21 protein-coding genes and 1 pseudogene are annotated in these 25,989 nt (G+C 42.3%); 8 read left to right on the forward strand and 14 right to left on the reverse strand.

The window, feature by feature from the left end; genetic code table 11:
• Both KDW03_RS00825 and alaS read right to left on the reverse strand, forming a co-directional pair.
• Complete coding sequence (locus tag KDW03_RS00825; protein ID WP_271435513.1) at positions 1-624, reverse strand: hypothetical protein; 624 nt, start codon at positions 622-624, stop codon at positions 1-3.
• Between the two features lie 52 nt (positions 625-676).
• Positions 677-3,298: an alanine--tRNA ligase gene (alaS, locus tag KDW03_RS00830; protein WP_271435514.1), complete on the reverse strand. Its 2,622-nt coding sequence runs from the start codon at positions 3,296-3,298 to the stop codon at positions 677-679.
• Between the two features lie 345 nt (positions 3,299-3,643).
• Between alaS and KDW03_RS00835 the strand changes: the two genes are divergently transcribed.
• The 4 genes and pseudogenes from KDW03_RS00835 (at position 3,644) to KDW03_RS00850 (ending at position 7,398) form a co-directional block, all read left to right on the forward strand.
• Positions 3,644-4,870: an integrase catalytic domain-containing protein gene (locus tag KDW03_RS00835; RefSeq protein WP_271435515.1), complete on the forward strand. Its 1,227-nt coding sequence runs from the start codon at positions 3,644-3,646 to the stop codon at positions 4,868-4,870.
• A complete protein-coding gene (locus KDW03_RS00840) occupies positions 4,858-5,352 on the forward strand; it encodes a transposase (RefSeq protein ID WP_271435516.1) in 495 nt (164 codons plus the stop codon). Before KDW03_RS00835 ends, KDW03_RS00840 begins: the two co-directional genes overlap by 13 nt.
• A gap of 53 nt (positions 5,353-5,405) precedes the next feature.
• Positions 5,406-6,043, forward strand: a pseudogene (locus tag KDW03_RS00845) (IS256 family transposase).
• Between the two features lie 131 nt (positions 6,044-6,174).
• The gene (locus tag KDW03_RS00850) at positions 6,175-7,398 is read left to right on the forward strand and encodes an integrase catalytic domain-containing protein (RefSeq protein WP_271435517.1); all 1,224 of its coding nucleotides are present in this window, start codon (positions 6,175-6,177) and stop codon (positions 7,396-7,398) included.
• A 90-nt stretch (positions 7,399-7,488) separates the two neighbouring features.
• On the opposite strand, the gene KDW03_RS00855 is transcribed toward KDW03_RS00850, so the two are convergent.
• The 8 genes from KDW03_RS00855 to KDW03_RS00890 form a co-directional block, all read right to left on the reverse strand.
• Positions 7,489-8,559, reverse strand: a complete 1,071-nt coding sequence (locus tag KDW03_RS00855) for a response regulator (protein ID WP_271435518.1) — start codon at positions 8,557-8,559, stop codon at positions 7,489-7,491.
• 113 nt (positions 8,560-8,672) lie between these two features.
• On the reverse strand, positions 8,673-9,836 hold the full coding sequence (locus tag KDW03_RS00860; RefSeq protein ID WP_271435519.1) for a lipid-A-disaccharide synthase-related protein: 1,164 nt from the start codon (positions 9,834-9,836) through the stop codon (positions 8,673-8,675).
• Positions 9,837-9,838: 2 nt separating this feature from the next.
• Positions 9,839-10,585, reverse strand: coding sequence for a YebC/PmpR family DNA-binding transcriptional regulator (locus KDW03_RS00865; RefSeq protein WP_271435520.1), 747 nt, complete (start codon positions 10,583-10,585; stop codon positions 9,839-9,841).
• 87 nt (positions 10,586-10,672) lie between these two features.
• Positions 10,673-12,220 carry a hypothetical protein gene (locus KDW03_RS00870; RefSeq protein ID WP_271435521.1) on the reverse strand — a complete coding sequence of 516 codons (1,548 nt, stop codon included), beginning with the start codon at positions 12,218-12,220 and terminating at the stop codon, positions 10,673-10,675.
• On the reverse strand, positions 12,217-12,933 hold the full coding sequence (locus KDW03_RS00875; RefSeq protein WP_271435522.1) for a tetratricopeptide repeat protein: 717 nt from the start codon (positions 12,931-12,933) through the stop codon (positions 12,217-12,219). Before KDW03_RS00875 ends, KDW03_RS00870 begins: the two co-directional genes overlap by 4 nt.
• The gene (aroQ, locus tag KDW03_RS00880; protein ID WP_271435523.1) at positions 12,926-13,375 is read right to left on the reverse strand and encodes a type II 3-dehydroquinate dehydratase; all 450 of its coding nucleotides are present in this window, start codon (positions 13,373-13,375) and stop codon (positions 12,926-12,928) included. Before aroQ ends, KDW03_RS00875 begins: the two co-directional genes overlap by 8 nt.
• Positions 13,376-13,382: 7 nt before the next feature.
• Positions 13,383-14,228, reverse strand: coding sequence for a hypothetical protein (locus tag KDW03_RS00885; RefSeq protein WP_271435524.1), 846 nt, complete (start codon positions 14,226-14,228; stop codon positions 13,383-13,385).
• Positions 14,229-14,275: 47 nt separating this feature from the next.
• Positions 14,276-16,285, reverse strand: a complete 2,010-nt coding sequence (locus tag KDW03_RS00890) for a PAS domain S-box protein (protein WP_271435525.1) — start codon at positions 16,283-16,285, stop codon at positions 14,276-14,278.
• Between the two features lie 178 nt (positions 16,286-16,463).
• On the opposite strand from KDW03_RS00890, the gene KDW03_RS00895 reads away from it, so the two are divergent.
• From KDW03_RS00895 to KDW03_RS00905, 3 genes are all read left to right on the forward strand, one after another.
• Positions 16,464-16,628, forward strand: a complete 165-nt coding sequence (locus KDW03_RS00895; protein ID WP_271435526.1) for a hypothetical protein — start codon at positions 16,464-16,466, stop codon at positions 16,626-16,628.
• A 119-nt stretch (positions 16,629-16,747) separates the two neighbouring features.
• Positions 16,748-17,506, forward strand: coding sequence for a hypothetical protein (locus KDW03_RS00900; RefSeq protein ID WP_271435527.1), 759 nt, complete (start codon positions 16,748-16,750; stop codon positions 17,504-17,506).
• 406 nt (positions 17,507-17,912) lie between these two features.
• On the forward strand, positions 17,913-19,373 hold the full coding sequence (locus KDW03_RS00905; protein ID WP_271435528.1) for a hypothetical protein: 1,461 nt from the start codon (positions 17,913-17,915) through the stop codon (positions 19,371-19,373).
• Here the strand turns inward: KDW03_RS00905 and KDW03_RS00910 are convergent.
• Genes KDW03_RS00910 through KDW03_RS00925 form a run of 4 tightly spaced genes read right to left on the reverse strand, consistent with a single transcriptional unit; the run spans position 19,363 to position 23,534 of the window.
• A complete protein-coding gene (locus tag KDW03_RS00910) occupies positions 19,363-20,589 on the reverse strand; it encodes a beta-propeller fold lactonase family protein (RefSeq protein ID WP_271435529.1) in 1,227 nt (408 codons plus the stop codon). The two genes, KDW03_RS00905 and KDW03_RS00910, sit on opposite strands and share 11 nt — an antisense overlap.
• Positions 20,589-21,242 carry a Crp/Fnr family transcriptional regulator gene (locus tag KDW03_RS00915; protein ID WP_271435530.1) on the reverse strand — a complete coding sequence of 218 codons (654 nt, stop codon included), beginning with the start codon at positions 21,240-21,242 and terminating at the stop codon, positions 20,589-20,591. Before KDW03_RS00915 ends, KDW03_RS00910 begins: the two co-directional genes overlap by 1 nt.
• A 4-nt stretch (positions 21,243-21,246) precedes the next feature.
• Positions 21,247-22,287, reverse strand: coding sequence for a cyclic nucleotide-binding domain-containing protein (locus tag KDW03_RS00920; protein WP_271435531.1), 1,041 nt, complete (start codon positions 22,285-22,287; stop codon positions 21,247-21,249).
• The gene (locus KDW03_RS00925; RefSeq protein WP_271435532.1) at positions 22,278-23,534 is read right to left on the reverse strand and encodes an amidohydrolase family protein; all 1,257 of its coding nucleotides are present in this window, start codon (positions 23,532-23,534) and stop codon (positions 22,278-22,280) included. The genes KDW03_RS00920 and KDW03_RS00925 overlap by 10 nt, the downstream gene beginning before the upstream one ends.
• Before the next feature lie 168 nt (positions 23,535-23,702).
• On the opposite strand from KDW03_RS00925, the gene KDW03_RS00930 reads away from it, so the two are divergent.
• Positions 23,703-25,973: a SpoIIE family protein phosphatase gene (locus KDW03_RS00930; RefSeq protein ID WP_271435533.1), complete on the forward strand. Its 2,271-nt coding sequence runs from the start codon at positions 23,703-23,705 to the stop codon at positions 25,971-25,973.
• Positions 25,974-25,989 lie beyond the last annotated feature (16 nt).

Here is a 25,989-nt window from a genome sequence, read left to right on the forward strand (position 1 = left end):
TTACTCTCCCCATCGTCGTTTTATCTCAGCACGATTTCGTTCAATCCGATACATGAGATTATCAATCACCTTATAATAGTTTAAGTCTCCATCCCGTATACGGTACACCATATCTTCCATATACAGAAGATCTGTCTTATAGAAGCGAGTTTCATAAGCCATTTTTGCATGCTGGATAGTTTCATCCCAGTACTGCCTCGCCTTGGTAAAATAAAATTCCGATATATCATATCCTTGAAGATAGTTTGTCTTAAATTCTTCATTAAAAAAGTAGATATGCTCTTTCATATACATATATCCATAATCAATATACGACTGAGTAAGGAGCTGGCAAATCTGCATCATCAAAAGATACTGATAGTGCAGGTACTGCATCTCATTAGTAATAGGTGTCAGCGCCTTAATAGGATGATCATACGGCATCACATACGCCAGTTCAAGAAAAAAGATATTGCGACTCACCGAATCCATATCCTGGTATAACCACTGGTTAAAAAGCCGAAAATAATCCTCTTTGGTTCGTATTTTGTTTCTGAGAGGCTTAAAACCGAAATCACTACTCTCAGCCCAGACAGTGACCATCACCGTAAGGGAGAGTAACAAACTCCACAACCGATACTTCACTACCTTCCTCCCAAAGAGTCTCATCGTAAAGTATCGGCATTCCCCGCGTTTTCTATACTCCCAGAAGAGTTCGGATCTCGTTTGCCATGGCTTCCATTACCTCGCCAAGCCTTGAGACATCCTTTCCACCCGCTTGAGCCATATCAGGGCGCCCGCCCCCCCCACCACCAAGTTGGGAAGCAGCCTTTTTCACCACCTCGTTCGCCTTGAGTCTCGTCGTGAGGTTCGGTGTCACACCACAGACAATCTGAATTTTCGAATCATCAGAAACACGAAAGAGAAGAATCACCCCCTCTTTCACCTTGGCTTTAAAGGTATCAACCACACCAAGGAGTGCTTCCTGATCGATATCCATCCTCTTCATGATAAAGACTGGTTTCCCTGCCGGTTGGTTAGCCAGTTCCTCTTCTATCTGAAACCAGGCGAGATTTTTCTTGTTTTCAAGGATAGCTTTTTCCTGATCTTTTAACTGCTGCTGAAGCTCTTTGACACGATCAATGATACGATCTTCTTCAGCGGTCAGTATCATCGCCAATTCCTTCGAGCGATAGAAAAGCGTCTGGAAAAGTTCGAGTGAACGCATCCCGGCCACAGCTTCAATACGACGGGTACCAGCAGAAACCGAACTCTCAGAAATAATCTTCACCAGTCCTATATCTCCCGTTCGATACACGTGGGTACCACCACACAACTCTCGAGAGAATCCTTCCACCTCAATAACCCGAACAACTTCCCCATACTTCTCCTCAAAAATAGCCATCGCATCCATCTTAAGAGCCTCTTCACGGCTCATGATATGGCGATGAACAGGACGGTTTTCAAGAATGATGCGATTCACTTCTGCTTCCACACGTTCAATCTCTTCTTTTGTCAGGGCCTGAGGATGGGTAAAATCAAACCGCAACGAGACAGGAGAAACATATGATCCGGCCTGGCGAACATGGTCCCCAAAAAAAAGACGCAGTGCCTTGTGAATCAGGTGTGTCGCGGTATGATGACGGGCAGTCGCCTGTTTTTTCTCCACATCCACACGTAAAAGACACGTATCCCCCACCTCAAGTGTTCCATTGAGGACCCGACCATAATGAAGAATAGTCTTTTCATACACCTTGGTATCCTGAATCACCACCCGAGAACCACGATGTTCAAACACACCCTGATCCCCCACCTGTCCACCCTTTTCCCCATAAAAGGGAGTCCTGTCAGTGATGACAATAATATCATCGTTCTCAGAAACACTTTCCACAAGCTGACCGTTTTTGATAAGTTTGGTAACTTTTGCCTCACATTCGTAGAGATCTTCTCCAACGTACTCGGTTTCCTGAACAATACCCTGCAAAATCCTAAAATCGAATCCCTCTCCCTTCCAGTTCGCACGGGCTCGTTTTTTCTGTTCTTCCATACGCTGTTGAAAGCCCTCCATGTCGAGCCCAAAACCCTCATCAACAGCCACTTCCTGCACAAAATCCAGGGGAAACCCCAGCGAATCATACAACATAAAGATTTTCTCACCCGAGAGTGTGGCCTGCCCAGCTTCTCGCATCTCTTGAATAAAATCTTGAAGTTTTTCAAGACCACGATTCAACGTTTTGAAAAATGCCTCCTCCTCAGAGTAGATCACCTTTTCTGCCATAGCGGCATGTTCTTTAATCTCGGGATAGAAATCCCCCATAGCCTCAACCACAGGCTCTACCATCTGATAGAAAAACGGCTTATCAAGCCCCATCATTTTTCCGTAGCGGATAGCCCTCCGGAGGATATGACGAAGCACATACCCTCGCCCCTCATTGGTGGGAAACACTCCCTCAGAAAGAACAAACGTCACAGCTCGCGCATGGTCAGCAATCACATTGATAGGCACACGATTTTTGCCCTCATATTTTAAACCGGAAATCTTGAGAGCTTTTTTGATGATGGGTTCAAAGATATCCGTCTCGTAGACACTTTTCTTGCCCTGAAGGATCATGGTAAGTCGCTCCAGTCCCATCCCCGTATCGATACCTGTATACTCGAGAGGATGAAGCTGACCGGAGAGATCCTGATTGTACTGGTTGAACACCAGATTCCAGAATTCAAGAAAACCATCACATGGGCCAGGCTTTTCCTCATCACAAGGAGGGTACTCGATCACGTCCCTGAGATCGATATAAATCTCCGAACATGGTCCACAAGCCCCCTCATCACCAGCTGGTCCCCACCAGTTGTCTTTTTTCCCCAGGCGAACAATCCTCTCAGGGGAAAATCCTCCTATTTTTTGCCACAGCTCATAGGCTTCATCATCATTCTCGTACACCGAAACCCAGAGTTTTTCCTGAGGGATTTTCACCACCTTCGTAACAAACTCATACGCGTATTCTATGGCTTCTTTTTTGAAGTAATCACCAAAGGAAAAATTTCCAAGCATCTCAAAGAAGGTATGATGACGTGGGGTTTTCCCTACGTTTTCGAGGTCACTACTCTTGCCTCCCGCACGAAGACATTTCTGGACAGTGGCAGCACAGGGAAAAGGTGGCTCCACCACACGGGAATAAAATTGTTTGAACTGTACCATCCCCGCTGTGGTAAATAAAAGGGTGGGGTCATTCTCCGGTATGAGAGAACTTGATGGTACAATCGTATGATTTTTAGAACGAAAATATTCCAAAAAAGCTTTTCGGATTTCTCTGGATGTCATAAGAGACTCCCTTCTTTACTGGTATATGTAACAGCATATTGTACAAGAAAAAAAATTTTTTCTCAACTTTTCGAATTGCTTCATAATAAAAGGCAGTGTATACTTAATTGTGTCTGGTAGGAAAAAGATAACCTCCTGTGATAATATAAATAAAACTATCACAGGAGGCCAGATATGATTGAGACGAAGAATATTTTAGAGCTATTCAAACCAATTGTCAAGGAAGCGAATTGCTTCATAATAAAAGTACTCGAAAAGGGAACGTTGCTTCAAAATAAAAAAGTACTTTAAATTTGTGTAAAATAATCCAGTTCAAAGAACTGGAGGTACAAGGTGGAGTTAGCGATGTTTGAAAGGAGACCTATTTACAGGGAAACGGCAAAACAATATCAAAAAGCCAGCAAAAAGGAAAAAATGGAGATACTGGATTATTTTGTGAGGATAACAGGCCTAAAAAATCGAAACTATGCCGCCAGGCTCTTGAGGCAGCACGGAAAAACCATCTATGTAGGCAAGAAAAATTACCTTAAAGCCGACATAGCCAAGAAGGGCAAAAGACCTGGCAGAAAGAAAAAATTCGGCGAAGAGGAACTAAAAATGCTAAAACAGGTCTGGGAAATTGAAAACTACATGTGTGGCAAACGTTTAAAGCCAATTTTAAATGAAGTTTTAGATAATCTCTTAGCAAACGGACATCTCCACGGTTCTCCACAGGCTATAGAAAACTTGCGCCATATAAGTGCTTCAAGTATTGACCGACTTTTGAAACATGAGCGTAAAAAGCTTGAGATAAAAGGACGAAAAGGTACAAAGCCTGGAACGTTGTTAAAGCAACAAATAGCTATACGCACGTGGGCAGAGTGGGATGAAAATTGCCCTGGGTTCATGGAGATTGATCTGGTAGCCCATGAGGGAGGAAATAGCCGGGGAGATTTTGCTCAAACATTAAATATGGTGGATGTTTGGAGCGGTTGGACAGAACTTGTGGCAATCAAAAACAAAGCTTCAAAATGGGTAAGAGAAGCCATAGAAAAAGTCCAAAGAAGACTTCCTTTTGAGTTACGGGGAATTGATTCTGATACCGGCGCTGAATTTATTAATCATCCTCTGCGTGATTGGTGTGAGAAGAACCAGATAAAATTTACAAGGGGAAGAAGCTCCCGTTCCAATGATAACTGCTACGTCGAGCAGAAAAACTATTCCATAGTCCGCCAGAATGTTGGATACTTCCGCTACGATACCGAGGAAGAAGTCTACTACTTGAACCGACTCTATGCGTATCTCAGGCTTTATGCCAACTTTTTTCAACCGGTTATGAAAATGACAGAGAAAAAGAGAATCGGAAGCAAGGTGCAAAAGAAGCATGATGATATTAAAACTCCCTACCAGCGGCTTTTAGAAAGCTCTTATGTAAGTGAGGCACAAAAGAAATACCTCACAAGGCTTTATAAGGCTCTCGATTTGTTTCACCTAAGACAAAAAATTACGGCTTGCCAGAGAAAACTTTACAGCCTTCAAAAGAAAAAGAATGTAAAAAACAAAAATTTGGAGGAAACTGTATGGAATTTTTGAGTACTTTTTTTTATGAGGCAATGATTCGAATTTCGAGTACTTTTTTATTTGACGCAACGGGGGAAGTATTAGAGAGTATGTTAAAAGAGGAAAGAGAGATTTACCTGGAAAACAATCCTCCCACAAAAGGCAATGGCTTTTACGAAAGGGATTTAAAGACAGCTTTTGGCGAGCTTACAGCCATACGTGTTCCAAGAACAAGGGATAATGGATTTAAAAGTGCCCTTCTTCCCTATCGCAAACGCATCACAGAAGACTTAGATGCATTAATCAGGGCTATGTTGATATCAGGAATGTCAACAAGGAAGATAGCAGAAGTTTTAAAAGAGCTTTATGAAATAAAGATTTCTTATGCTAACATCTCAAGGATAAGCCAGGTAGGCATAGAAGAGATTCAGAAGTGGCGTAGTCGCCCTCTCATGGAAGAATATGCCGTGGTATTTCTGGATGCTATGGTGTTTCCTATCAAGAGAGATAGGTAGAAAATGAATCAATATATGTAGCTATAGGCATTACACCTGAGGGAAGACGGGAGATTTTAGGATACTACCTGCCAGGAGGCATGGAAAGTGCTTATAACTGGCGGGAAATTTTGGTGATATAAGAGAAAGAGGTGTCAAACAGATTCATTTTATTGTCTCTGATGGCTTAAGTGGTATGAAAAACGTCATAACAGAGATATATCCCCACGCAAAGTATCAGCCCTGTGTAGTCCATGTCATGAGAAACATACTGGCTAAAGTGAGAGTTCAACACAGAAATATCATTGCCACTGAAATAAAAGAGGTATTTCATGCCAAAGACAAACAGGAGGCAGAACAATTGTTTATGAAATTTACACAAAATGGAAAAATATCTATCCCAACTTAATGAATAACCTCTTGACAATAAGAGAATATATTCACTTACATGGAATTACCTGAAGGAATACGAAGCATGGTGTATACAAACAATGCCCTGGAAAGACTCTTTAAAGAACTTAAAAGGAGATTAAAAACAATGGAAATGTGTCAAAGCGAGGCTTCAGCTGAGAAATATCTTTACCTGTTATTAAGATACCAAAATGAGAAGTTCTTAAAAAGAAAGTTAAAAAATTGGGAGTATTACTTTCAACTCTATCGTGAGCAACACTCATACACCAAAGAAAATATTCACAGCGAGGTTATCCTATGACTAGACACAATTTTCTTGACACAATGTAATAAAAGTACTCGAAAAGGGAACGTTGCTTCAAAATAAAAAGTACTTTAAATTTAGTAAAATAATCCAGTTCAAAGAACTGGAGGTAAAAGGTGGAGTTAGCGATGTTTGAAAGGAGACCTATTTACAGGGAAACGGCGAAAGAGTATCAAAAAGCCAGCAAAAAGGAAAAAATGGAGATACTGGATTATTTTGTGAGGATAACAGGTTTAAAAAACCGAAACTATGCCGCCAGGCTCTTGAGGCAGCACGGAAAAACCATCTATGTAGGCAAAAAAAATTACCTTAAAGCCGACATAGCCAAGAAGGGCAAAAGACCTGGCAGAAAGAAAAAATTCGGCGAAGAGGAACTAAAACTTCTAAAAAAGGTCTGGGAAATTGAAAACTACATGTGTGGCAAACGTTTAAAGCCAATTTTAAATGAAGTTTTAGATAATCTCTTAGCAAACGGACATCTCCACGGTTCTCCACAGGCTATAGAAAACTTGCGCCATATAAGTGCTTCAAGTATTGACCGACTTTTGAAACATGAGCGTAAAAAGCTTGAGATAAAAGGACGAAAAGGTACAAAACCTGGAACGCTATTAAAGCAACAAATAGCTATACGCACGTGGGCAGAGTGGGATGAAAATTGCCCTGGGTTCATGGAGATTGATCTGGTAGCCCATGAGGGAGGAAATAGCCGGGGAGACTTTGCTCAAACATTAAATATGGTGGATGTTTGGAGCGGTTGGACAGAGCTTGTGGCAATCAAAAACAAGGCTTCAAAATGGGTAAGAGAAGCCATAGAAAAAGTCAAAGGAAGACTTCCTTTTGAGTTACGGGGAATTGATTCTGATACCGGTGCTGAATTTATTAATCATCCTCTACGCGATTGGTGTGAGAAGCACCAGATAAAATTTACAAGGGGAAGAAGCTCCCGTTCCAATGATAACTGCTACGTTGAGCAGAAAAACTATTCCATAGTCCGCCAGAATGTTGGATACTTCCGCTACGATACCGAGGAAGAAGTCTACTACTTGAACCGACTCTATGCGTATCTCAGGCTTTATGCCAACTTTTTCAACCGTTATGAAAATGACAGAGAAAAAGAGAACGGAAGCAAGGTGCAAAAGAAGCATGATGATATTAAAACTCCCTACCAGCGGCTTTTAGAAAGCTCTTATGTAAGTGAGGCACAAAAGGAACGCCTAACAAGGCTTTATAAGGCTCTCGATTTGTTTCACCTAAGACAAAAAATTACAGCTTGCCAGAGAAAACTTTTCAGCCTTCAAAAGAAAAAGAATGTAAAAAACAAAAATTTGGAGGAAACTGTATGGAATTTTTGAGTACTTTTTTTTATGAGGCAATGATTCGAATTTCGAGTACTTTTTTATTTGACGCAACGGGGTATTTTGCACGTGAAAGGAGCAAAAAGCTTATTTCTTGTTAAGAGAAACAACAGAAGTAAACAGATAGGCAAAAAAAACATCCGGGGGCATATCAGCAAAAAGTTTTTCCTGTAATACCTGATAGAGTTCCTCTCTATCCCCAACCCCCAGCTTGTTGTAAAGTTGATTGATGTGGTATTTGACCGTAGGAAGAGAAATAAAATTTTCATTTGCAATTGTCTGGATACGTTTCCCCTGGAGAATCCCCCGCAGAATATCGATCTCCCGAGAGGTGAGTTTAAACTGCTCCCATAACTGCTCCCGAGGAAGAAGAAGATGATCCAACCACTCCTGAAGCGGAAGAGCAAGAAAACGAACTCCCTGTGAAACCTTCTCACCCGGAAGTTCTATGGGATACCAGAACGAAAGAAACCAACAGGCTTTATTTTCCCCTTTCGCACAGGAAATAAGCTTATAGAGTTGCGATTTGCCCGCCCTGGTTTGGTCGTAATAACGGCGAATAGCCTCATTCTCACCAAAAAGCTCCCACAATTTGGGCTTTGTCTCTTCCGATAAATTAAGTTTCTCCCTGGCCAGAGCATTGGCATAGAATACCTGCCCCTCCTCCGTAAAATCAATCAAAAAAAAGGGAAGGCTATCAGCCAGAACACGAAAATAATTATCCAGTTTCTTGATGAGAGCGTCTTTTTTCTCTCGCTCAAGCGAAAGAACACGAGCCCTTTCTGTTTCATTCAGTGCCAGTTGAAGCATCACCATAAGCTCTCTCTCTTCAAACGGTTTAAGAAGATACCCGAAGATATTAAGCTCCATGAGACGCTCGATGTAAGCGCCAGTTGAGTAGGCAGAGAGACAGATGATGGGGACGTACCGCTCTCTCAGGATCTCTTGCGCCAGGTCAATCCCGCTTTTTTCTCCCTGGAGAACAATATCCATAATAATCACATCCGGCAAGTGCCTCTGGAAAGCTCTTATGGCTTCATCAAAACTCCTTGCTATCTCACAGACCTTGTAGGAGTTCTTTTCCACCAGGCGGGCAATGTTCCAGGCAATGATACTCTCATCCTCAACGATAAGGATTTTTTTACTTTCTTCCTGCATACATTCGTATTATACAATAAAATAAAGAAAAAACACCTATACTAAAGGTATAGTTTTTTGTAGAATATTTAAAAAAGATTGATTTTCACCAGAAAATACAATACATTTTTTGATTAAGCTAAAAAATGCTGAAAAAGATACGTGGCTATAGATCGTGCTCCCCCTGCTTCACCCATATGTTCTTTTCCGATGGCTCCCCGTCTGAGACGCTCCTCTTCGTGATTGAACAAAAACACAATCTCCTTGACTACTCCCTCAGGATAATCAGGACAAAAGGTAAGAGCATCCCCCAAAAGACGATGTTGCTCTCGAAAACGCCGTGCTGTTGTCTGAGGACCGCTCCCTTTAAAAGCAACCACCGGTTTTCCCAGTCCTGCTGCCTGTTCATTTGCTGTCCCTGCCAATCCCAGCACAACGGTGGCTCGATGAAGCACCTCAGCAAAAACACCACGGGTAAGAAGGATCGTGCACTCCCCTTTGCGAAGCAGAGGAAATGAATCCCCTCTCTGATACTCCCAGCCCTGGAGAGAAGCCAACAAAGCTATCTTTTCATCGGTGAGTGTTGTTGGCAATGCCGTTACCACATGACACGGTGATGTACGATACACACCCTCTACCACGGGAAGCATCATGAGAAAATTTTCATAAGCCTCTTCACGACTGCCGGGCAAAAGGGCAAGCACGGGTTTCTCCGACGAGAGATCTAAAACCGAAGTCGGTTCCAGCTCATCCATGATAGGATTTCCCAAAAAAAGAGCCGCAATACCCTTTTTCTGCAGACAACTCGCCGTATACGCATCACGGGTAAGAAAAGCCTCCGTATGACGGAGAATATACCATTCCTCAATAGCATAGTGAGGCTGGATATAGTTGGATTTGGGCAGGGATAGAAAAACCGTAGGCACATGGGGAAGCGCCTGTCTGGTAAGAAACAGCAGGGCTACATCCCCCACCACAACTGACAGAGAAACACTATCACGATACTTTTGAAGATTCTTGATAAAACGAAAAACACTTCCTATACTTCCCGAGAAAAGATCTGCAAGAAACCCCCTCACGCTATGGGTAGGAAAACCACCAGAGGGTGGAACATACGAAGATGAAATGACTTCTATACCCCGAGAGATATAATCCTTTCCCTCGCTAATGAGAGAAGCCCCCACCACCCGGTAACTTCTCTCGTTATTCTTGAGAAGAAAAGCAAGTTCTCGGGCAATGAGGGCTGCGCTTCTATCCTCTCCAAAACAATTGCTTGTAAAGAGAACACTTTTCTCCATGATTAGCTATTCGCAAACTCTTCCAGTACGCTGTCCTCAATATCAGCATTTGAAGCCACATTCTGAACATCATCGTGGTTTTCAAGTTCATCCATAAGCTTGAGAAGTTTCAACGCCTCTTCCTTTTCAAGTTTCATCGTGTTTTTCGGGAAGCGCCCTATCTCAGAAGAAGAGACCGTGTATTTCTTTTTCAATCCTTCAAGAACCTGGGTATAATTCTCCACAGGGGTATAGATCTCATACACATCCCCTTCGAGCTTTACATCATCGGCTCCCAGTTCAAGCGCTACTTCCATGATCTCGTCTTCACCTACTCCCTGCGCCTGAACAGCGATAAAACCCTTCTTATCAAACATCCAGGCAACACAACCACTTTCTCCCAGGTTTCCGTTGTGCTTAGAAAAGATCTTGCGAATCTCAGCTGCGGTACGATTCTTGTTATCCGTCGTAATATCCATGATAACTGCTACTCCACCAGGGCCATATCCCTCGTAAACAAGTTCTTCGTAGGTTGCTCCCTCGATCTCTCCTGTTCCTCGTTTGATGGCTTTCTCGATATTGTCTTTAGGCATATTGGCATCACGGGCTTTATCAATGGCAACACGAAGTTTTGGGTTGGTATCAGGATTGCCTCCGGCACGAGCCGCAATAATGATCTCTTTTACCAGCTTGGAGAAGAGATTACTTCTCTTGGCATCCTGGGCGCCCTTTCTCTGCTTAATATTGGCCCATTTATTATGACCTGACATGGATATCCTCCTCGATAGAATGGGTATATTATAGAGAAAAAATTTTTTTCTTGCAATTTTTTGACCACTGGATCGCAAAAAATACCTTTACTTATTTGACCCTGAAGAAAAAGTATTAGTTTGGGAGAGGAGACGAATCTGTTCCTCATAATATCGGATACGCCTTTCCAGCTCTCCCATACTCTCTTGAGAGATACGATCACTATTGCGGTAGATACTAAGCCAGAGAGCATACTCTCTCGTCAACTCCTCAATCAGACGGCTAATCGTCTGGATTTCATGTATTTTCTGGAGAACATGAGGAGGATACGTCTGAATCGTGAGATTGGTAATATGATTGGTGATATGAATCGTATTCGTCAAGAAAATAGCATTGGTCGCAGGAATTGGGGTGGAAAGAGTAGGCACAATGGGGACATTGGTTTCTCTCTGATTAGTTGAGGTCTCGGGAATGGGAATATTAGTCTCCACAATGAGAGAACTCACTTCTCGATAGTTAATAAAAAAGTTTTTTGTCCCTGTGATGGTGTTAGTAGTACCGTCAGCAAGCGCGGTAACGGTAACTTTGACAGGGAAATTTCCTACAATAGTGCCACTACGCTGAAGGTTCCAGTAGGCTTTGCGACTTTCTCCGGGTAATACCTTGAGATAGGCAATGGTATTGGTGTCACCTTCAGCAAGCGTAAAACCTTTCGGAAGAGTAAGCGTAAAATGAAGACTGTCGAGGGGCACAGCACCTGTGTAGGTGAGGTCTGCCGAAACCTGAACAGGGGGAGCTTTCACCTCTTCCGGGAGAACAAGGGAGAGAAGAAGATTATTGGTTGTAAAACTCTCCTCCGTGTGAATACCATAAAGGCTATGGATAAGCATGCTTTGCCCTGGTCCAAGGGTTACGGGATTATAGTAAAGGGCCACAGCACCACTGTACTGAGAGGAAGGCTTGAGATTTTGTGAGGTATTTAAGGGAACGTCCCAGAGATTGTCGTAGAGCTTATTCCAGCTGGCAAAGATCACCTGAGAGGGTAAGGTAAGTTCCAATCCCTTGAGACTACCCCGCACCTTGAGAGCATTGTCAGCAGAAACAGCATACCAGTAATCAGGGATACTTTCCTGATAGAAGGCCGTCTCCCGCGAAACCCATCCCTTTCCAGGAATACCAAAGCTTGAAACACCGCTTTCCTTGAGATAAACATCAAGAAGAAGCCGTAATCCTACTGAAAACTTTTGTTTTGTGTTGTTTTTCAGACGGTAGGAGATTCGCACATGGTTCGAAAGGCCTGTCACAGGATTGGGAGCAAAAGAGAGTATCTGCTCAATGGCAACCCCTTTTACCGCCCAGAGAGTGATAATGGCATTACTCATGATTTTCGGCCGTTGTTCATAGTTGCCTTGATCAGAACCAAAGATAATGTTTTCATTGTTCATTCTAATCGTGGCTATCGTTGTCGGAGGAAATTTGTTGTACAAAAGATAGGCATTGTTATCAGCAGGAGAGCGTGGATCTCCCTCGATAGTTTTGATGTAAAAAGCTGCCTTGCTTTCATCATGATAAATAGCCAGATACTCATTAGAAAGCACAAGGAGAGCCCACATACTATAGGGAAGAAGAAAAAAAAGCATCAACACCTTTTTCATAATCCCTCCTTCCCGAGAAGAGCTTTTAGCTCATCAATCTTTTGTTTTTTTAAATCAAGAAGCTGATTTTGAAGCTCAAGAAGTCGAGCAAGCATCTTGAGATACTGCGTTTGATCGGCGGAAATCTTTTGGAGATCTGATTCGGTTGTCCTGGTGCTCTGGAGACTGGACTCTATCGTTTGTATCAGTTGTCGGGTATGATACGCATACGCTGATGATGGAAACCTCTTTAACAGTTCCCGATACAATCCAAGTGCCCGGTAGTACTCCCCACGAGCAGAAAATGCTCTACCAAGCCAGTAGAGTGCCCCGTCCTCATTGGCATCTTCTAAAGCATATCGATTAAGATAATCTGAAAGAAGCGCCACACCGGCTTCATGATCTCCCATTATAACATACATACGAGCCATATTGTACAGAGCTCTTGGATATACTGCTGTGTCACTATAGGATTCCAGAACACGACGATAGTATTTCTGCGCCGTTTGATAAGATTGATTTACCAGTGCAATATCCCCAAGGTAATTGTAGGCTCGTGCCTGGTACTCTTTTGGCATAAGCGGATCTTGAAGGCTTTGCTGCAAAAGACTCTGAGCAAGCGTGTAGTTTTGGCTGGCGATCGCGTCAAGAGCCTGAAGATACGTCTTCGGGGGCTGGTTTGCCCAAAAAAGACACCCCCATCCCAGAAAAACAAGAACATACACCTTACGCATGAGATTTCTCCCTAAGGAAGTGGATCAACGCCAGCAGACCGAGATCATACGAGTAATCCCCAAATCCCGTAATGACCCCTAACGCCTTATCTGCCAGAAACGAATGATGACGAAACGCTTCTCTGGCATAAATATTTGAAAGATGAATCTCAATAAAAGGTAAATTGACTGCAAGTAAAGCATCGCGAAGGGCAATCGATGTATGCGTATAAGCCCCTGCATTGACAAGAGCCCCCCGTGCTGAAAGCCCATTATGATGAATAAAAGACACAATATCCCCTTCACTGTTTGATTGAAAAGCCAAAAGCTTGTATCCCTCCTGAGAGGCTTGTTGGGTCAATCGCTCAACAATCGCCTGCAGAGTGGTTTTTCCATATTTTTCTGGTTCTCGGATTCCCAGCATATTGAGATTTGGGCCATTAATAAGAAGCAACGTCTCCATACTTACCTCACTTTTTGTAAGAGTACAACATCTTTACAGGTTTGATAGAGAGATCTATAATCAGACTTTCTGTCTCGGCGGTAAAAGGGATAAGATGAGCTACTTTGTCATAAAGCTGAAGTTTTTCCCATTCTTTCTCAGAAAAATCCTGTGCTATAATAAAGTTTTCATCCTCTTCTTTTTGTGAAAGATAGAGATACAGAGACTCTCGCGGCATGGTATTTTTTAAAAGGATCACAATAGCTCTCCCATACGAAAACCAGTACCACGAATCAGAAGTTCCAAATATTCTCTCGGAAAATCGTACAGAAAAGGTAGGACAGAGAATCGAAAAATGAGAGAGAATGTGATTTTGGATACAAAAACCCCGAAACTCCTCCTCGGTAACCTCAGCCCTTGTATCCACAAGAACAGTAAAAGCCGGTCGTGCACTATGAGTCCAGACACTTCCCATTCTGACTATAGCAAACGAAAAATTCTTCTTCTTATCAAAAGGAGGGGTCACAACTGTAGTCATAGCATTCGAAGGAAAAAAACGAGGAAGAAAGGTATAACTTGCTTCTTCCTCAACATCCTCGAAAATCACATGATGAAAAGTATTGGAAAATGGACGTTCCAGATACCAATCGATATCCCCTGTCATGGTAAAATTAAGATACGTTGTCTGAGGTAAAAGAGTTTTATAAACTACTGAAAGAGAACGAAAAAACCGATCTTCCGTCATAACCACAGGACCAAAAACCGAGGAAGAAATCGTATTCCCATTCACTTTTATTATATTCTCTTTTGTAAGTCTTTGACAAGCCCCCAACACACTCAAAGCAAAGAAAGAAAACCATATCATCCTTTTCATAGATATATACACTATCGGCAGAAAAACAAGAGAGTTAAATAGAAAAACTACTTGCTTCGAAAAGCAGTATATTGTAGAAAAAGAGGAACTATAGCCTTAAAAAGGAGAAGCTGGGTTTCATCCCACACCCGATCAGGGTTGTTGAGATCATGAACCCCCAGAAGCCCCCACAACTCCTGGTCATTCATGAGTGGCAAAAACAAAAGAGACCCAAGCCCTGTTTTTTCAAAAAGTTTTTTCTCATACGCATTCAGAGGCGTCTCTCGTGTAAGAACAAGGTAACGTTGATGGAGAAGTTCCCCTATCCAATCTTGAGAAAACCTTCCAACTTCCAATACAGGTGACTCTGGAGCATCCTTTGCCTCATGCCAGAGATACACCGGCTCACACACTCCCTTATGAGGGTGCCACTGGTAAACAAAAAGTCTCTGGACATCGAGAAATTTTGATATTTTTTGACACACCTCAGGTAGAGCCTCATGGTTTTTCCTGAGAAGCAAAAGAATCTCTTCGATCAACTGAAGACTTGTCTGTTGTTTATATAATAAATACATATGATTCATCCGTTCCGTTATATCATTCAGGATGAAGATATAATTCGTTTCCCGAGAAGTCTTCACTCTACTGGCACTGAATTCAACACTGTGACGTTTTCCCTCTTTATCAAAAAGCGTAAAAATATGATTTTTAAGTTTCATACCATGAGACAGCCCCTCCAACTCTTTCTGAAGGAGTGCCTCCTCATCCGAAGCAAAAAAACTCCAGAATACCTTGTGTGAAATATGACGTTCCTCTAGACCAAGGAGTTGTTCAAACTCCTCATTGGCATGAACAATCCTCCCCTCTTTATCAGTAATGAAAATCGGATTAGGAGAAGATTCAAGAAACTCTCGCATCAGTTGATTCTCTGCAATAAGATTTTGTTCTCGTGTTTTATAATGACTCACATTAGTGATAATAAGAACAAAACCATCATTACGATAATATCCATCTCTATCAAGAATAGGAGAAAGTTTATACTCAATGGGTATCTCCATCCCCTGACTATTCACAAGAAGACGATCCTTCTGGAGAAGGGAAATAATCCCTTTACTTTTTAAGAGAGCAAAAGGATCTTCGATCTGGTTTTCTTCCGGATTGCGGATAAAGACGATATCTTGAAGAGGTCGCCCTATAGCACGAACCTGCGAAATACCAAGATAGGTTTCAGCTATAGGATTTAACGAAGAAATACAACCTTCATCGTCCAGAGTTATCACCGCTTCTCCTATACTCCGAAGGGTAGTTTCCAGCCATTCTTGTTTGGATTTGAGTTGACGTTCTACCTCTTTTCTCTCATTGATATTGAGAGAAAATCCCGCTATACCAAGAATCTGATCTTGCACGCTGATAATTGGAAGCTTGTGCGTTTCAAACCAGAGTTCTTGATCATTTTTTTGAAAACTTTCTTCTTTGTGGATGGTAGCTCTGGAGTAGACAACAGAATGATCCTCCTGGGAGGAGGCAAGAGCATATGCTTCGGGGAAAAGATCAAAATCCGTTTTTCCGATTACCTCTTCTCTGCGTAACCCATGAAGCCTCAAAAAATTTTCATTTACCTCACTATAACGCCCATGAGTATCCTTGATCCAGAGGACCAGGGGAATGTTATGAAAAAGAGACTGCCAGACAGCGCTCTGATACGTTGTCTGAAGAGAAGCTGTAATATTCTTGATAAGAACAAGATAAAGAGGATTGTCTCCTATGTGCCCCGGGAGAAGGAAGCCATGAATATCACCGTAAAAGATCTCCCCATTTTTTCGGATAAATCCAACACGCTCCATAAGCACTCTGGCACCCTGACACGACTCTTTGCGAAAAGAAGGGTCGGCAAAAAGCTCGAAAAAAGTCCGACGGGTAAGATCTGTATGGTGAATATACCCGTAGATTTCAAGAGCAGCCTCATTGGTCTTCACAATACGGTAGGTCCCACATTCAATCAGAAAAGCCGGATCCTGCAGCACATGGACCATCTGTTGGAAGATCTCTACTTCTGGGAGAAAAGTGTGTTTTTCCATTTATTTTCCTCTCGTTTATAAAATTTATTATAACACAACGAAAAAATATGTCAAGTATTCGAATTGCTTCATAATAAAAGTACTCGAAAAGGGAACGTTGCTTCAAAATAAAAAAGTACTTTAAATTTGTGTAAAATAATCCAGTTCAAAGAACTGGAGGTAAAAGGTGGAATTAGCGATGTTTGAAAGGAGACCTATTTACAGGGAAACGGCGAAAGAGTATCAAAAAGCCAGCAAAAAGGAGAAAAAGGAGATACTGGATTACTTTGTGAGGATAACAGGTTTAAAAAACCGAAACTATGCCGCCAGGCTCTTGAGGCAGCACGGAAAACCATCTATGTAGGCAAGAAAATTACCTTTAAAGCCGACATAGCCAAGAAGGGCAAAAGACCTGGCAGAAAGAAAAAATTCGGCGAAGAGGAACTAAAACTTCTAAAAAAGGTCTGGGAAATTGAAAACTACATGTGTGGCAAACGTTTAAAGCCAATTTTAAATGAAGTTTTAGATAATCTCTTAGCAAACGGACATCTCCACGGTTCTCCACAGGCTATAGAAAACTTGCGCCATATAAGTGCTTCAAGTATTGACCGACTTTTGAAACATGAGCGTAAAAAGCTTGAGATAAAAGGACGAAAAGGTACAAAGCCTGGAACGCTATTAAAGCAACAAATAGCTATACGCACGTGGGCAGAGTGGGATGAAAATTGCCCTGGGTTCATGGAGATTGATCTGGTTGCCCATGAGGGAGGAAATAGCCGGGGAGATTTTGCTCAAACATTAAATATGGTGGATGTTTGGAGCGGTTGGACAGAGCTTGTGGCAATCAAAAACAAGGCTTCAAAATGGGTAAGAGAAGCCATAGAAAAAGTCCAAAGAAGACTTTTGATTTACGGGGAATTGATTCTGATACCGTTGAATTTATTAATCATCCCTCTGCGCGATTGGTGTGAGAAGAACCAGATAAAAATTTACAAGGGGAAGAAGGCTCCCGTTCCAATGATAACTGCTACGTTGAGCAGAAAACTATTCCATAGTCCGCCAGAATGTTGGATACTTCCGCTACGATACCGAGGAAGAAGTCTACTACTTGAACCGACTCTATGCGTATCTCAGGCTTTATGCCAACTTTTTTCAACCGGTTATGAAAATGACAGAGAAAAAGAATCGGAGCAAGGTGCAAAGAAGCATGATGATATTAAAACTCCTACCAACGGCTTTTAGAAAGCTCTTATGTAAGTGAGGCACAAAAGGAACGCCTAACAAGGCTTTATAAGGCTCCCGATTTGTTTCACCTAAGACAAAAAATTACAGTTTCAGCCTTCAAAAGAAAAGAATGCAAAACTTTTATTTGGAGGAAACTGTATGGAATTTTTGAGTACTTTTTTTTATGAGGCAATGATTCGAATTTCGAGTACTTTTTTATTTGACGCAACGGGGTATTTTTCTTTTTAAAATACCCATCAATGAGTATACTTTTATGGTATAAAAACTATCAATGGCTTCTTTAGAGAGAAAAAAGGCTTTTATTACATCTATCCTTGAAGTTGAATCACTATGTGAGTTTTAAAATTTGCTTTTTTATTGGAGTTTTCATATAATAAAACTGTTATTATACGAGGAGGTGGCTATGATTTATAAAGTATTTTCCACCGTCTTTATTTTTTGCCTGGTAGTTTCTGGTTTTGCCGTCAATCAGATCCTTTATCTTGCTCCCCCTGTACCTGGAGCAACCGCCACCAACTATCCACAAACCGAATCCACAGGGTATTTTCTCCAGATGATCATGCGAGACCATCTTTCAGCACTGGCTGAGTGGGAAGTGGTAACCGAACCACCAACCAACACCAACAATGCCCTCGTTTATCGTCTCGAGACCTCCTATACTCTTTCGGGACCTATCCCACGCCCTGACTGTAATTATATATTCAGCTTTTACAACGAAAGCAATAAACTCCTCTTTCAGACAAATATTGTCGCGGATATCAAGTATGGACTTTTTGATGCTTCGGATGTAGCCGTTTTCGCCACAGGAAGAGTACTGGGAGAGGACTTGTCCAGGTACGGTTTTCTCTCTGTTGTGGTACCGGGAATGGCTTCTATCGAATATGAACTCTACCTCAATAAATCTCGTGTCTTTATCCTCACTAACACTGAACCTCAAAAGCTTGAGTACCGTTTGAGCTCCTCTAAAACCAATACAATTACCCTCAAAGAGCGTCCCTCTCTTAAAAACCTTTACCTGGGCTCCCTTCTCTGGCAAACCAATCTCGTGCTTCCCCAGGGAAAATCAGAGACGATTACTGTCAACCCTCTCACCAAAGTTTCCTTTGATTCGGTACGCACTGAACTCTTGTTCCCCCCTGTTTACGCCTATACTCTCATGATACGTCGTACAAACGAACAAAATCCTTTCACCAATGTCACGCTCAACACCCGCCTTGAAACCAATATCACCCTTCCTCTTGGGCAACAATATAGCTTTGAACTAATCTACACCCCAAAAAATCTCCTCGTCAGTTCAAACACCGTTTTCCTTCAACGACCAAGATACACCTATAAGCCCATAGACAAAAAACAACCCCGTCCTCTCTATGGAGCTTTAACTGGAGGTTTTTACATTCTTCCCAGTATGCAGGTTGGTTTACCTCCTTTTAGGCGAGGGGCTCTCACTCTCTACTACTATCCTACGATGAATTTACGTATCGGACTTACCGGGACAAAAGATGAAATGATAGATGTGCTCTCAAACGCTACCCTCAACTTGAACAACATCTCCGGTTTTTCCCTTCGTTTCGGCTGGTATCCTTTCACCTACCGGTATCAACCCTTACGATTAGTCATAGAGGGTTCTGCCGGTTTCCAGTCTGCTCGTATATCCATAGACACAGACAGACCAGATGTTGAGAAACAATTGATAAGCGAGGCTTTATCTACCTTAATGACGGGATGGCTTTTTGAAGCCTCTGTAGACGTCGAGTTCTATTTTCTCTTAGGAGGAATTGGGGTATGGTTAGCCCCCCGCCAAAACCCGGTGGTTGGAACCATCAATGCCTGGGGAATAAATCTTTTTCTTGGGATTACTCTCTAAGACTCTCGTTAGTGTAAATCTCGACCGTATCATCCATGAAATTACAGATAGCTAAAAGACGATGATCGCTAGAGATGGCTATGCCGATAGGTTGATTTCCCACTTCAAACTCTTCAACAAGCCTGTAATCCTTATAACTATCGAAAACCTGAATACGCCCATTTTTTGGACTGCGAAGAAGATATCCTTTGGGGTTATCCGGTCCCCTCGTGCTGATATAAATGTATCGATTTTGGGGGGAGAGTTTAAGGTTATTGGGATGAACCCAGGTCTGAACCCGCTTTACAATAGTATCGTTTTTTAAATCATACACGACAAAATGATTTCTCCTGAGGTTATTGATAAAAGCAATGCCCCTCACATAATCAGGCCGAAACCTCCCATTAGATCCTCCCCCATTATAGAGAAAAACCACCTCTTTATGGTTATTGAAACGATCATATTTGGCAATATGGCCAGATTCATAAAATACCACATACAGATAGCGGCCATCAAGAGAAAACCCCACTCCCCGAGGAGAAACCCCACGGGTTTTGACTCTGCCAAGGTAGGCATAGTTGCTCACCGCGAAGTATGTCACATCATGACTGAGCCAGTGACTAACATAATACACACTCCCATCCGGCGTGAACTCCCCTACCTTTGTCCAGTTTCCATGAGAGGCAAAGTTGGTTTTAATCTGAAAACTTTTCGTATCCAAGACAAAAATTCTCCCATCCGTATGCATCTGGGTAAACCAATACTCACTCCCATCCGGTGTAAACACCCCTTCTACCAGACCACGGTAGGGCCTCCGCTCCTCAGGGATAAAAACATCACGCAAATCCCCATTCTGACAGTCATATATCTGAATTTTGGGAGCGTCAAGAAGAGAAACATACAGATACCGATCATCAGGAGAAAAGATGACATCCTTTGGTTGATGGCCTGTAGCAAACCGTTTCACAAAACAAAAATGCGAGTTTGTCGAAAGAAGCCGTGCCCACACCTTCCCGGGGACAGAGATTTCTGTGATATAGGTTTTATAACCAGATTTTTCCAGAGAGACAGTATACGTTCCCGGTAACAGATTAGTAACAAAAGGGGTTGTTCCCACCTTTTTTTCTCCAAGATACACCACGGCTTTTTCTGGCACACTTTCTACACGTAGCGGTAACGCCAATGCTATCCCTTTCAAAACAAAAACAAGCCACCACCCCAGACGCCAGATATTCATCAGCTTTCCTTTTCCTGAAGTTTGCGCTTGTTTTTTACCAACCGATAGATATCAGGAAGATTCTTGATGATAATCTGATCCCCACGGCGTTCAATTCTTCCCATATTGTGATACCGAACAATATATTTTTCACATTCTCTCACATCAATACCACACCAATGAGCTACATCTTCTACCGTAACCCCCTCCAGAGCAATGGGATCTGTCTTATCATACGTAGCAGGAATAATCCCTTTTGTCTCACAAAGCATGAGAAGGGTGTCCAGCACCTTGGCTTCATCATCCTTGAGAGAGAGAATCTCAAGCTTACGGGTTGCATCAAAAATACGCTTACTAAAAATCTTGATGAGAGAAAGAGCCCATTTTGGATTACTGACCATAAGTTCATAGAAATTCTGTTTCTGAAGCGCTACAAGACGAACCGGTGTTTCTGCAATGGCTGTGGCGTTTCTTGGGGCATTATCAATGATAGCCATTTCGCCAAAAATTGCGGGGGGCTCAATAATATCAAGGGTCTTTTCCCGGTTATCCTGGATTTTGGTGAGACGAATTTTACCCTCTTTTATAATATAAAACTCATCTCCTGGTTCGTACTCACAAAAAATAATCTCTCCCGCATTGTAGCTACGTTCGAATTTATCAAGTGCATCCATACGCCTACAGTCCCTCCATACGTTTCTTTGCCGCACGAGAAAAATCGTCTATCGGTGCAAGCATGACAATCTTTTGAAGAATTGTCTTCTCATTAGAAGATTGCCCGAGTTCTTTGTAAATATCCGCCAGAACAAAAAGCATCTGTTTCACCGTAGGCGGATCCTTTATCTCCTTGAGAAATTCATTCACACTCTGAGCACACTCGTTAAACTTTCTTTGTTTGAAAAGAGCTGTCACAAGCAAAAGCTTTCCCTGCAAAACCATAGCTGGAGCCACATTGGTAAGGTTTTTCTCCAGAAAAGCGCGAAGTGTTTTCTCTGCATTTGCATAATCCTTACCTTCACAAAAAGACTTTCCCTTGTAAAAAAGATCCATCGCCTCTTTCGTTCCAAGAACAGAATGGGTATTTTCAAGAGTGGTTTGTGTATCCTGAATACTCACATTGACACTATCCACCGTTGTCGTCTCCATAATCTTTTCGAGAGGTTGGTAACTCTTGAGAAACCCTGTTTTCATCGCGTCCTGACAGATCTGAATTCGGTATTCTGCTTCTTTCGCCAGGTTGGTATTTCCATAATGTTTCAAATACCTCTGGTAAACCTGAATCGCCTGGGGATACTTTTTTTGATTGAGATAGTACTCTCCTATCTTAAAAAGCCCAATGTTTGGTGCGTAGAGCACATTATTACCCAGATAGTTATTCACCTTTATGCCGAGATTACGGAGTTGTCCGGAAAACACTCGCAGCAGCCGTTTCATGAGTTCCACATTGGTAGCCACATAGGTTTCAAATTCACTCGCCCGAAACTCGATGGTCACGCTGTCGGTAATCGCCTCAGCTACTTCACCACGCGTATGTCCGATAATAGCCGACTTGAGACCAAAAAACTCTCCAATCTGGACAGGTTTGTGAATTTTCTCCCCCGTTTCCGGTTCCGTAAAAGAAAGCTCTACTTCCCCTGCTTTCAGAATATACAGGGTATCCCCAACCTCATGATCAAAGTAAATCACCGAGCCAGCACGGAACCGCTTTTCTACTGGCATGATGACATTTCCTCCACCAGCGTAATAGGAAAGAAGGGAAGCTTTTTCTGGAAACCCAGTTTACAACATATTTGCTGATAAAAATGAATAGGACGACCAACCAATATACGATCCTGCCCCAGTATAGTAACCTGTTGGTAATGTTTTTTAAATGCACTGAAAAAGTCTAAAAATCTCCTCTCTCCATACAAAGGAACGCCGTCTCGTATCACCAGTCGAACATCCCCGAGATCAGCATGGACAAGGGATTCGTACACATTGTGAGTACGTGAAGCCTTGATAACTGTAAACTGCGCCCTGTACCCCTCAGCAATCTGACCCTGATCAAAGAGACGAAGAACCCTGGCTGCGTTTACCGTTACCATCCTCACAAGAACAGCCGGATCAAGTTTCTCCCCATAGAGTTTCTCATACAGACTGGAAGCAAACTGCATCTCATCGAGAAGATGGAGCCCACCCGACATCGGTGAATCCGTGCCAAGCGTCACAGTGACACCCGCCTCAAGAAGCTTTTTGACAGGGGCAGTGGTTTGAAACATGTAGTAGTTTGATGATGGACACCACACCAGATTTGCCTTTTGTCTCGCCAGGATCTGGACATCCTCATCGCTCAAAGAGATCCCGTGAATCAGAACAGTGTACTCATCAAGAGCCCCCATTTCCATCAAAATATCTACCCCAAGCGTTGCCTCTTCATCGAAGCCTTCCTCAAGATGGGTAATAAAGGGGATATTTTTTTGTTTTGCTTCCGTATGTTCCACAGTAATTCCCCTTCCCCACCTGAGATCGTAGCTTGAGCACTCATGCTCCAGGGAATACTGAGAAAGAACAAAAACCGGGAGGTTTTTGATAAGATCCTGATTCACCGCGTGAGGCATATGATCTGAGACAGATACGACGCCAGAGAGAAGATTTCTATAAGCTCCTAAAATATAGAGGTCTTTATTGGAAAGCCGACTTCTCTCCTCATAAAGGGGATGACTCTTGAGATCATTATCCCAGGGATACCAATTGAGGTACGGTCCCTTGCCTACCCTCGGGTAGTACGTGCCAAGAAGATGATCATGGGCATTAATAAGCCCGGGGAAAACAATATCCTCCTCCCCAAGCCGAAGAACCATATCAACAGGCAATCTCTCTTTGCCCATATGGATAATCTTTTTGGTCTCGGTGTCGACAACAACCGCCACATCGTGCAGAATAAAATCAGGGGTAACAATTGTCCCCCCTTCTATGGCATATTTCATGAACTCCTCTTCGTTTTCTTCTACCATATTTTCGGAAAAAAAAGAGTATAACTTGAAATCTTCTTTATAAAAAGCATCAAAAGATTCTCTAAAAAAGATATTTCTTAACTTGAGTTTTTCTGTAGCATTTTCCGAAAATAATGATACCGCTCCCACAAAGGAGAAAAAATGAAAAGATTTTTCTTCGTCTGGATATTTCTCCCCCTTCTTATCTACGCCACACCCTCCATACACGTGATCACCAACGCCGTCTTTCGAGTCACAAAGGGAAATCCTGTAGGGGCTGAAAAACCTGATTTTGATGATACCTCCTGGATAAAAACAAGCCTTCCCACCAACCTCAGAACACTTTTAGGAGAAGCTGAGGATTACTGGATCCGTTTCGATCTTTTTATCCCGGAAAACTATGATAAACCCTGGGCTGTTTGTTCCGGCTACATCTACGCCTCAGATGCTTTTTATCTCAATGGAAGTCTCGTCGATAGCCACGGCATCTTTCCCCAACTGGAAAATAGTCATGATGCCATACGATTCTACCCTCTTTTCAATCTTCTGCCTGGAAAAACCAATATCCTTGCCTGGCATGTGAAAGGAAGTCACCTGGAATACACCGGGATCTATCTCTACCCAGTTCAAATAGGCAACTACTTTGAACTTTTCTGGAAAGTTTACTCAATGGATATAGTGAGTATTGGATTTCTTCTTATTTATCTTTTCATCAGTTTGTACCTTTTTCTCTTCTTTGTAAAACGTCCAGGTGAGAAGGATTATCTTGTTTTTAGTCTGTTTATCTTATCTCTTGCTGTGTATTCACTTACGAGAACCCAGGTGAAATTTTTTATAAGTCGGGAATATGCGCTATGGAAACAGATTGAGTATCTTACGTATTTTCTGATTGTGCCCCTTTTTCTTTTGTTTATCAGGTTATTTTTTAAAGATCAGCGAAAGGTGGGAAAGATTCTTCAGATTCTTACCTTTTTCATGGCTTTACCGGGCTATGGGTTTGCCTTCACATCAGCATGGTCTCAAATAGCAAATTACAATTATAATATTTACCAGCCAACCATGTTTTTGTCCTCGGTAGTGTATATTATCTATCTTCTCATACGTAACGCGAAAACCAATAAAGAGGCCAGACTGTTTCTTGGTGGTTTTGGCTTTTTGCTTGTGTCAATTATCTATGATATTCTTGTTGCCCGTGGATTTATCTCCTCTCAACCGATTACAGCGTTTACCTTTTTTGGATTTATCGTGTTTTTTGCTTTAGTATTAGCGGGAAGATTCGTAAATCTCTACCAGCAACTTGAGGAACTCAATCAACATCTGGAACAAAAGGTGCGAGATCGTACTCGAGAGCTTCAAGAAAGTAACGAGCAACTTCTTATGGCCCAGAAACAGATTCGATTCGAACTTGAACTCGCCCAGCGTATCCAGCGATCAATGATGCCACAACAGTTTGATACACTCCATCCTCTGCTTCTCCACGGCACCTACCTTCCCATGGAAGAGCTTGGTGGCGATTTTTATGATATCTTTAAAACTGAAAACCGTTACCTCCATGTTCTGATTGCGGATGTATCAGGACATGGCGTTCCCTCCGCACTCATCGCCATGATGGCTAAGGCTTTTGTCAACTACTATAGCGAACAAAGCCACGACCCTTCCTACATTGTTGCTCACACCAACCGGGATCTATGCCGCCAGCTTGTCGATGTTGAGAATTATATTACCCTCTTTTACGCCGTGATAGACCTTGAAACCAATCTCTGTCACTATGTCAATGCCGGTCATGTAAATATCTTCCATGTTACAAAAGAGGGTAAGATAACAAAACTCTCAGCTCAAACACCCTTCCTTGGAAAATTCGAAGAACTTAATTTCTCCAGTACAGCCATTACCCTCAGTCCGGAAGATAAGCTTGTACTCTATACCGACGGGATCACAGAAACCAGAAATCCAGAGAATAATCTCTTTGGAGAGGGAGCTTTTATAGACCTACTTTCTCAGAATGCTGACAAAACCCCTTCAGAACTCACGCATATCCTTTTAAATAAACTTGATGAATTTCGTCAGGATATTCCCTATGGAGACGATATCACTCTCTTGATTGTGCAGTCTTGCGAACCTGGATCACATAAGAAAAACTTTACCCGTGATATATCTGAAGCAAGCAAGCTTTATGAAAAAGCCCTCCAGAGTTACAAAGAACAACAATTTCAAGAAACTGAAAAACTCCTGGGTCTTCTTCTCGAGCATACAGACCTCCCACCTGAAGATATATACCGGGTATCTATCCTGGCAGGAAACCTCGCTTCCCAACAAGGAAAGTGGGAAAAAGCCTACCAGGCATGGAAAAAGGCTCTCGAGATTCACCCTGAGAATGAAAAAATCAGGGAAAACATCAAGGCTCTCGAAAGAAAATTGGGTAAAAAATCTTAACAACAAAAGGAGGCTT

It is taken from the genome of Thermospira aquatica, from assembly GCF_023525255.1.
In the GTDB taxonomy this organism is placed as follows: Bacteria; Spirochaetota; Brevinematia; order Brevinematales; family Thermospiraceae; genus Thermospira; species Thermospira aquatica.